Raw genomic sequence first — 5,358 nt, forward strand, 5'->3', positions numbered from 1 at the left:
GGTTTCTGAGCTTAAGTCGTCAGGAAGAAGAATTTACAGCATGGCTCAGGCTGCTCCATGGTATTCACCGCCATCCAGTGTTCTTGATGACCTTTCAGGCATATTCAAGGAGCCATTAATTCACAGGTACTGCCCTGACCCCGGATTTACGTGGGCCCGGAAAGCTGTGACAGATGATTTCAGAAAAAGGAGGGAAATTAATCTGGATCCAGATTGCGAAATCCATCTTACGTGCGGAGCGAGTCAGGCATTTCTCAGCGCTCTTCTTACCGCATCAACGCCCGGTGACAACATAGTGGTTATAGAACCCTACTATTTCGATCATGTGTTTGCCATAAAGTTCTGTGATCTCGGTTTACGTTCAATAACCTTGATCGAAGACAACGAGGGCTGGACAGTACCGCTGGATGAGCTGAACAGGATACTTCCGGAAGTATCGGCACTGGTCGTAGTGAATCCGGGTAATCCCACGGGCAAAGTCATTCCCGATGCGGTGATGAGGCAGATAACCGATATGACTGCGGATACAAGCACTTTTCTCATCGTAGATGAAACCTACGAAAGATTCGTATTCACCGAAGATTCATGGCATCCATGGCAAAATGAACATCGCAGGCACGTACTTACCCTGGGCAGTTTCTCAAAAAGCCTTGGTATGCCCGGGTGGAGACTGGGTTATCTCTTTGGCTCAGCAGATCTGCTGGAACAGGCTCTGAAAGTTCAGGATTCAGTTGTTATATGTCCTCCTTCACCCTCACAGTTTCTGCTGGAAAAAGCTCTTCTGGAAGTGGACTGGATCACGGATATGTCAAACGGAGTGGAATACCGCCTTGGACTGTGCAGGGAAGCTCTTGACCACAGCAGCGCACTCGAATGGCGTGAAGCAGGCGGAGCCTTTTTCACTCTTGCAGCCTTCCAGAGCAGTATGTCATCGCAGGAGGCATCTCTTTACCTGCTTGATGAATATGGACTTGGGACAATACCCGGATCCGCTTTCGGGAAAGCGGGAGAAAACCATCTGAGGATCAGTTTCGGATGCCTCTCGGATGAGGATATTGCCCCTGCCATGAAACTGCTTGAGGAAGTCTCATTCCCTTATTGATCTCAGAATTGAATGGATTTACACTGTTTACTTCGCTTGAATCATGTCCGATGTGTATGGTCCGGTTTATTACATCCGGTGTTGATACGATTCTATCTTAGTCCGGATTCGGCAGAATGTGAGCGATCTTAATAACATGCTTGAGAACAGGTAATAACGAGTTATCAAAGCTTGTTGAAGAAGTGTGGTACGTCCCCTCTGGTTACACGATAAGGACAGGGCCGGAGCATGCTGCCCCGACCCTTCATTCCAAACCATATTAGAATACCTTTCCAGAAAGGTTAATCCTTTGTTTTCAGTACGTTTATGTAGTTCCAATCTTCATGAGAAGCCCATCGAATCTTGGATCCTCGTGAAGACCTGTCAGGTCGGCATCCGATTCCATCCACTCCCGATCATTGAAACCAGTGTCGATTGCTTTCTCGAGCCACATGAAAGCTTCTTCTGTATTGTTCTGCAGTGCTTCCAGACATGCCAGATTGTAAAGAACATTACTCTTTATCATCTGAATCGTTTCAAGATGAGCCGGATCAGCCTGGACATCTTCCAGGTTCTCGTCGACCATTTCCAGGGCACCGGTGAGAATTGCATATGCGTTCTCCGTGAATGTGCCGTTTTCTATGTCAAAGGCAGTATTGATGTGATTCGCAATTTCGTGTTCATACATACATCCCTGTCCGGCGAAAACAGCACCGGACGTAAGAAGCATGATCGCGGCAAGCACCAGCTCCGTAGCTCTCATTATGAATCTCCTTAGATTGTTAATAGGGTTAATGAACTTTATTCCTGCAGGAACATCTATACATATCCGGAATAGCCGAATTTGTTCCAAATTGATTTTTAAACAAGTGTTATACGTTGAGATATTTCCAATTACTTTTATATTTCATAAGTATACCATTGCCCCCTGATTAAGCTCCAGTAACTCATGTAGTATCGTTTTTACAAATTGAAAAACCGGTGAAACCGGGACAGAAGTGCTATGTTTTTCAGCATATTATGATATAACTGAAAATCGACTTTCCTAACATTCACACACTAATCGGTTGACTGGCTGTCGACAGGAGCATACTGCATCTCGGACACAGGCTCCTGGTCGGGTTCTGCCCCCTCGATGATAAACCCATTCACGAAATCCCTATCCACTTGATATCGATAAATACTACGGAGGCTGTCTACAAGTGCGGATACAACCTCTTCCTCCCTCTCACCGATGAGAAGATCAGCAAGCTGATCCCTGGCTTCCTCCAATTCGGCTGCCCTCTCCGGAATCAGCTCAACCGGACGAAAAACAAGTATCCTCTCAGTGGAGACCGTACAAAACAGCATTTCCCCGATTTCCGCGCTGAAAAGCAAGCTGTCCCAGGGTGGATATAACTCGCTAATGGTCATGGCCGGTGTGAGAAGTGACTCGCCCCGGGCGGTAAACTCAGCGAGATGAGTAAGCTCTTCGGCCCTCGTGAAAGGTTCCTCTCCAAGCGCAACAATCCTTGACAGAACCTCGATCTGTCCAACTCCGATGGCTCCAATTACCTCGAAGACACGCTTCTCCGGTATAACCAGCGTCAGTGAGTTCTCAGTGTAGGCCTGCTCTATTTCCTCCTCGGTAGGTATCAGGCGAGGCTCTATCACCTGTTCGTAATACAAGTCCAGTACATGTCTGCTGACGCGTCTCTCAACCTCGGAGATCACTTCCGGGAGTGTATCCATGCCGAGAGCCCTTCCTTCCATGGCCATGATGTCGTAAAGCCCCAGTATCCTGCAGTAATCCTCAATCCACTCGGGGTTCGTAGGGAATTTGGGCATTGCCTGTGGAAGGCTCGCGATATTCTCAACGAGCCCAAGCAGGCTCCTTGACCCTCCATTGAAAGTATAGGCGTTCAGCGAAAGCTCTCCCTCAGTGTATGGAAAGTACTCTCCTAAGTTGTCCAAAGCATGTTCAGCCACCAGATCGGGAATGCCATCGGTCACGGTGAGGTTATAGACAATGCTCAGGCTGTCCTTTAGAACCTCTTCGTAATCATCCCTGAGATCTGAGAGGATGTGATGACCGAGAAAGTCGGAGATATCCTCGAAGGGCTCAACCTCCTCCTGGTAAATAGAATCTACGCGAAGGAACCTCCATCCGGATGGGAACAGGTCCATTCGGGAGATTCGCCCCTGCTCAAGACCTGCCAGCAAGTCCATGTCAATCAGGCTGGTCCGCATCATGTCGATCGGTCCAACAATACCCCTGATATGCGCATCGAACGGAATACTGGTATGATCCATCACTAAATTTCCGAGGTTGGCTCCGGAAAGTGCCAGTTGCCTTAGGCTGTCGCATAGAAGGCTGTCCCGAACATTCATTACAGTATAGATGACCATGGTACCCAGCTGGTCGTAATACTCTTTTACCGTGTCCGGTGGCAGGACGATCTTCTCCTCCAGGATTCGCGCCAGCCATATGTTCCGGATTTGTTCCCCCTCCTTTTCGTAGGCGAACCTGAGTATGCTCGGCGTCTCATTCAGTCCCCGGTTCCTGGCATCGACAAGCACTAACCGGCTGTTGAGAAGGTTGTTCAGTGTGATCTCCACCAGAACTGAATCGCCTCCACATCTTCCGAGGAGCTGCTCGAGTTCCTGATAGGATACGGTTTCGTCAGCGATAACTATCGCCGCCCCGGGATCAACGGGTGAATTGCCACAACCAAATGCGACCAATAAGGCCATCGCGAATAAAAGGGTCCTTAGCATCTATGCCTCCGGGTGTATACAGTATTGAATGCAACTATACTCGATTTAGAATGTAATTTCTATCGGGTTATTGTCAACGGGAGATTGAATTACTCGTTCGTACTTCAGCATTTTCGTTAATTGCTTTCCAGTTTTGCGGGCTTATAAACGAATTGATCCACCAGGATTCTCCAATTAATACCTTTCTCGTAGTTTTTTTGTATAATACATTATTGTCTTAATAGAAAGGAGATAAAAATGAAGTATTGTGCTTTTTTGTTTGTCCTTGCAGTCACCGCCTTTGGATGGGTAGATGATGACGGATGTGACAGTTCTATTCCCTTTGGAACTGCTCCCACCGGTAATGACGCAATTGTGCTTAGTGTTGTAAATACCTTCCAGGTTGCATCTGCTGACCAGATGCTCGGTCTGGATACTCAATCATCTAACCAGATTTCGCTTGTAGATAACCAGTCTGGACTTGTTAGAGCTGTGCAAACGGGTTCCGGAAACCCAGTATGGACAATACCTAATCCCGGTTGCAATCTATTTGGCTGTTGTCATTCCATGCCGGCGCCTTACGGATGGTACGCAAACTCATTTGCAAACAGTAATATGCATTATTACTCAGGTTCCTGGTCAATTGCATTTGCAGATCCTGCCGGACAAAACAGCAGAGGTATGGATTACTGGAATGATCAAAACTACATCTGGGAAACGTGCAGCTCAGGTTCCAATCATCATCTTTACAGGATAGACGAGACCGGCAATTACATCTGGTTCGATGTAAGCACCAGTATTCCGGGGCAGATGAGTGGACTTGCAGTGTTTCCATATGGCTCCAATCTCGGAATATTCGTAACCTGTTACGATACTCAGGACTGGTTCCTCTTTGAATACGATGGTAGCAGTTTACAATATAAAGGATCAGGTAACCTCGGAATGACTTCGTTCAGTAAGTCATACGGGCTCACCTATAATCCTGAAATAGACAAGTTCTTCTGGAGCTATGTTGTATACGGTACTCTTGAATGGATAGCCGAGGTGGAGTTCAGCGAGACCTCACTTGAGCAAGCCACGTGGGGAAGTATTAAAACGCAGTTCTAACACTGCTTGCAGTAAGACAATTTCAATGTGCAGGGGGCATGATAATCATGCCCCTTGTTCGTCTGAGGACAATATTCCTTATATTTGATAACTTTCAATATGCTCCGTCACAAGAACGCAGATCCGTTCAGTGATTCCATCGTATTTTATGGATACTGTTCATCATATTTTTCTGAATACGGTGATTCTTTTTGTGCCCCTCGTACCTTCGAGAGCTTCCGTACTGATAACTCTGAAACCGACTTTCTCCGCTGTGCTGATGAACTGCTCATGCCCGGCATAAAGATCCGCTGCCACGGCAAATCGTCTGAGATCGGAAACAGGCAGAATATCAAACGTGACCGGATCTTCCGAATAAAGAGCCACATAATAACCAGCCGGTTTGATGATTCTGTATGCTTCCTGCAGGAATCCGCTGATTTTAAACAATTCAA

The 5,358-nt window shown here is 47.0% G+C and carries 5 protein-coding genes; 2 read left to right on the forward strand and 3 right to left on the reverse strand.

Features of this window, described 5'->3' with window-relative positions:
• A partial coding sequence (locus tag K8S15_05915; GenBank protein ID MCD4775573.1) for a pyridoxal phosphate-dependent aminotransferase occupies positions 1 to 1,102 on the forward strand: 1,102 nt, incomplete at its 5' end.
• A gap of 304 nt (positions 1,103 to 1,406) precedes the next feature.
• On the opposite strand, the gene K8S15_05920 is transcribed toward K8S15_05915, so the two are convergent.
• Positions 1,407 to 1,844 carry a hypothetical protein gene (locus K8S15_05920; GenBank protein ID MCD4775574.1) on the reverse strand — a complete coding sequence of 146 codons (438 nt, stop codon included), beginning with the start codon at positions 1,842 to 1,844 and terminating at the stop codon, positions 1,407 to 1,409.
• 296 nt (positions 1,845 to 2,140) lie between these two features.
• A complete protein-coding gene (locus tag K8S15_05925) occupies positions 2,141 to 3,838 on the reverse strand; it encodes a peptidyl-prolyl cis-trans isomerase (GenBank protein ID MCD4775575.1) in 1,698 nt (565 codons plus the stop codon).
• A 237-nt stretch (positions 3,839 to 4,075) separates the two neighbouring features.
• On the opposite strand from K8S15_05925, the gene K8S15_05930 reads away from it, so the two are divergent.
• Positions 4,076 to 4,924, forward strand: a complete 849-nt coding sequence (locus K8S15_05930; protein ID MCD4775576.1) for a hypothetical protein — start codon at positions 4,076 to 4,078, stop codon at positions 4,922 to 4,924.
• A gap of 162 nt (positions 4,925 to 5,086) precedes the next feature.
• Here K8S15_05930 and K8S15_05935 read toward each other — a convergent pair.
• Positions 5,087 to 5,358: hypothetical protein (locus tag K8S15_05935; protein ID MCD4775577.1), on the reverse strand; the 272-nt coding region annotated here is incomplete at its 5' end.

It is taken from the genome of Candidatus Aegiribacteria sp., assembly GCA_021108005.1.
In the GTDB taxonomy this organism is placed as follows: domain Bacteria; phylum Fermentibacterota; class Fermentibacteria; order Fermentibacterales; family JCC-6; genus Aegiribacteria.